Annotated in this window: 4 protein-coding genes; 3 read left to right on the plus strand and 1 reads right to left on the minus strand. The window is 63.5% G+C overall.

Annotated elements, in window-relative coordinates:
* Positions 1 to 122: 122 nt before the first annotated feature.
* Positions 123 to 986, minus strand: coding sequence for a hypothetical protein (locus HMPREF1546_RS15565; protein WP_021749298.1), 864 nt, complete (start codon positions 984 to 986; stop codon positions 123 to 125).
* A gap of 150 nt (positions 987 to 1,136) precedes the next feature.
* On the opposite strand from HMPREF1546_RS15565, the gene spoIID reads away from it, so the two are divergent.
* The 3 genes from spoIID to HMPREF1546_RS15580 form a co-directional block, all read left to right on the plus strand.
* Entirely contained in the window at positions 1,137 to 2,165 is a 1,029-nt protein-coding gene (gene spoIID, locus HMPREF1546_RS15570) for a stage II sporulation protein D (RefSeq protein WP_021749296.1), read from the plus strand.
* A 72-nt stretch (positions 2,166 to 2,237) separates the two neighbouring features.
* Entirely contained in the window at positions 2,238 to 3,362 is a 1,125-nt protein-coding gene (locus HMPREF1546_RS15575) for a polysaccharide deacetylase family protein (protein ID WP_036630351.1), read from the plus strand.
* Positions 3,363 to 3,509: 147 nt separating this feature from the next.
* A partial coding sequence (locus HMPREF1546_RS15580) for a response regulator transcription factor (RefSeq protein ID WP_036637093.1) occupies positions 3,510 to 4,163 on the plus strand: 654 nt, incomplete at its 3' end.

The following is a 4,163-nucleotide window of genomic DNA, read 5'->3' on the forward strand; positions in this document are numbered from 1 at the left end:
AAAAAATAGGGAAACGGCCCAGCCGAAAGGCTGGTCCGTTTCTCGATTTCCCCGGTATTTGTGAACAAACGGAAAATCCCCGCGGCGGGCACTCCCGGCCGCGGGGATTTTGTGATAAACTGTCAGGTATTGTCCCAGGGCGCGGCCAGTACCGCCGTCCGCTGGAGCAGGAAGCCGAAAAGCGCCACGGCGCCGCCCAGGTAGAACAGCAGCCGGGCCGGATCCGGCCGATCCGCCAGAGTGGCCAGGCAGAAGGCGATGGCTAGCGCCGCATAGACGGCGAAGCGGCGGGTCCGCCCCGCCCGGAAGGCGAAGGAGGACAGCCGGTAGAAGGCCAGAGCCAGGAACACCACCGCCAGCAGCTCCGTGTAGTAATCTGTAAGGGACGGGTCTACGGACACCACCCGGTAGGTCAGCACCAGCCGCACCACCAGGCAGCAGACAGGCACCAGCAGCAGAGGACTCTGAAAGGGCTTGCGCGCCCCGCCCTCCGGCCGGATGCGGCAGGCAGGCACAGCGGGAAGCAGGCTGGCCGCCGAGAGAAGAGACAGCAGACCCACCACCAGATGCTCCCTGCCGGAGAAGAGCTGACTGCCCTGGGCGGTCACAAAAACGGTCACCGTCTCTCCGCTGCCGGTGAGGGCGCTGGCGCCGGAGAAGCCGAAGAGCAGGTCCAGAACGCCGGAGGCTGCCAGCAGGAAGAGCCCCATCACCGCCGGAGTGAGCAGCCCGGGGGAAGCCACGGAGAAGCCTGCGGGAAAGAGGGGCGGGTCTTCCCGGTCCGCAGGCAGAAGGGTCCGGGCTGCCAGCAGGCAGACTGCCGCCAGAACCACGAACCAGGCCACCAGCAGGATGGCGTACAGATTGCCGGGGATGGGGAGGCCTGTGTCCACCTCGAACCCAGTGCTGCGCTGAAGCAGCCGCAGCAGGAATGCCCCCACGCCGCCAATGGCGGCCAGCAGGGGCCAGAGCACGTATTTCTTCATAGGAGCCGATCTCCTTATCATGACAGATTTTCAAAAGCCAGTATACCACGGGAAAGGCTGTTTGTCCATGCCGGCCTCATTTTCCGCCCTCCGGGCGCATACAGTGAAGGGACAGGCCCGCAGACGGGGAACAAAAGAGGAGGAATTTCCATGAGACGCCATTCTGATCTGCACCAGAGCGCCGCCATCTCCGCGGTGCTGCTGGTGCTGCTGTTTGCCCTGCCCCTGGCGGTGGTAGTGCCCTTTCAGACAGAGCTTTTCTCCGATGATCCCATCGCTGTGGAGTCGGAGCGGGAGCCCTTTCAGCCGGGGGACCTGGACGGAGAGATGGTGCTGAAGGTCCTGGCAGGGGACGCGGTGGAGGAGATGACCCTGGGAGAGTATCTGGTGGGCGTGGTCCGGGCGGAGATGCCCGCCTCCTTTGAGCCGGAGGCTTTGAAAGCCCAGGCGGTGGCGGCCCGGACGTACACCCTGTACAAGATGCAGACCGGCGGCAACCACGGCGACACCGCGGACATCTGCACGGACTCCACCTGCTGCCAGGCGTATATCTCGGAGGAAAACGCCCGGAACAACTGGGGCGAGAACGCGGACGCCTATGAGGAAAAGATCGAGACCGCCGTCCGGGAGACCGACGGAGAGACCATCCTGTACGGCGGCGTGCCCATCCTGGCGGTGTTCCACTCCTGCTCCGCCGGGCAGACCCGCTCCTCCGGCCAAGTGTGGGTCAGCGACCTGCCCTATCTCCAGGCGGTGTCTTCGCCGGAGCCTGCGGACAGCATCCCCAACTATTACAGCCGTGTGGAATTCACGGCGGAGGAGTTCCGGGAGAAGGTCCTGGCCTCCTATCCGGAGGCGGACCTGTCCGGCGACATCAGCGGCTGGCTGCAAAACGCCGTGACGGACACCGCCGGCAGCGTGGAGTCGGTGGACGTGGGCGGCGTGAGCATGAAGGGCAGCACTTTACGGAGCGTCCTGGGGCTGCGGTCCGCCTGCTTCGAGTGGGAGGCGGCGGACGGCAAGCTGGTGTTCTTCGTCACTGGCTACGGCCACGGCGTGGGTATGAGCCAGTACGGCGCCAACCAGATGGCCAAGGAGGGAGCGGACTACCGGACGATCCTCACCCACTATTATACCGGCGTCACCGTGGAGCCCTATACTACTGCCGCCATGGGGTGACTCTTTACAAAAAAGCCGGAAATGTGGTAAAATACAATCTTCCAGGGGAGCTTCTGCGGAAGGGAGGACATGATGAGACGAAAGCTCGCGGCACTGCTGCTGTGCCTGCTGCTGGTGTTCCAGCTGTCGCCGGTCCCGTCGGGGGCGGCGGAGACGGTGTATTTCACCGCAGTCAACAAAAACGTGCTGACGCTGTCGGACGACACCATGCCCTTCTGGTCCGGCGGCTATCTGTATGTGCCCAGCACTATCTTCACCGGCGTGGGCCGGGATCTGGGCGTGTCCTACTACCCCAATATTGCCCGGCAGACCGTGTTGCTGTATGTGGACAAGACGGTATACAGCTCCCTGGTATTTGACCTGAACAAGGACTATGCCATCGACAACGAGGGCAACCTGTATTTCCAGAAGCCCATCCAGCGGGGTGGCGTGATCTTCCTGCCCATCTCTCTGATCGCCCGGTGCTTCGGCCTGCTCTACTCCACCGTGGAGGTGGACCGGGGCTATCTGGTTTGGGTGCGCAATCCGGATATGGATATGGAGGAGCGGTACTTTGCCGACGCCGCCAAGTCCCGGATGGACTACGAGTACAACCAGTACCTGCGGAACCAGAGTGCGGAAGAGGACATCGCGCCGGAGGAAACGGAGCCCTCCACCGTCACCGGGCAGCGGATTTATCTTTGTGTGGAGGCCGCGGACCCGGAGCGGGTGAAGTCCCTGCTGGACATTCTGGACCGCTATGACGCCCACGCGGCTTTCTACTGTACGGAGGCGTTTCTGCGGGAAGGCGGCGACCTGCTGCGGCGAATGACCGCCACAGGGCAGGCCATCGGGCTGGCGGTGGACGCCGCGGCGGACCGCCCGGTGACGGAACAGCTGGAGACGGGGAACCGCCTGCTCTCCCAGGCCGCCAGCGTCAAGACCCGGCTGGCTTGGATTGAAAACGCCGGGGAGGAGTCTGTCTCCGCGGCGGAGGCGGCGGGCTTCTGCCCGCTGGACCCGGATCTGGACCGGGCGGCGTATCCCCTCAGCAGCACCGGCGCCGCCGACACGCTGCTCCAGCGGGTGACCAGCCGGGGCGGCGAGGTCACTGTCTGGCTGGGCGACGGCGCCAACGCCGCAGGGCTTGGGACGTTCCTGTCTGCGGCGGAGGCGGCGGACGACCGCTGTCTGGCCATGACGGAGACGGTGTCCTGACCTGCCAAGATTTACAAAATATTCAACATACCGCCCCGGGAGCGGATATAATAGAGGATATCAAGAATCGGCTGTGTCTGTGAACAGGCGGACGCCGCGGGCGGCAGAACCAGCGAAGAGAGACATATCGAAATGGGAGGGAGCGCCATGGGCCGCAACATCCTGGTCGTGGAAGACGACCGCAATATCTGTGATTTGATCCACATGTACCTGGTGAAGGAGGGGTTCGACGTCCGCATCGCCGGGGACGGCGGCAAGGCCATTGAGGAGTTTCAGAAGCAGGTTCCGGACCTGATCCTGCTGGACATCATGCTGCCGGTGATGGACGGCTGGTCGGTGTGCGCCAAAATCCGGGAGACCAGCAAGGTGCCCATCATCATGCTGACGGCCAAGGGCGAGGTGTTCGACCGCATCCAGGGCCTGGAGATGGGGGCGGACGACTATGTGGTGAAGCCCTTTGAGATGAAGGAGCTCATCGCTCGGATCAATGCGGTCCTGCGGCGGACGGAGATCCCCAACGACACCAGCAAACGGCTGACGTTCGACAAGCTGGTGATTGACCTGGACTCCTACGAGCTGATCGTGGATGGGAAGAAAATCGACACGCCCCCCAAGGAGCTGGAGCTGCTGTATCATTTGGCCTCCACCCCCAACCGGGTGTACACCCGGAACCAGCTGCTGGATGAGGTGTGGGGCTTTGACTACTTCGGCGACAGCCGGACAGTGGATGTCCACATCAAGCGGCTGCGGGAGAAGATCGAAAACGTCAGCAGCCAGTGGGCGCTGAAAACGGTGTGGGGC

This window comes from Oscillibacter sp. KLE 1745 (assembly GCF_000469445.2).
GTDB lineage: Bacteria > Bacillota > Clostridia > Oscillospirales > Oscillospiraceae > Oscillibacter > Oscillibacter welbionis.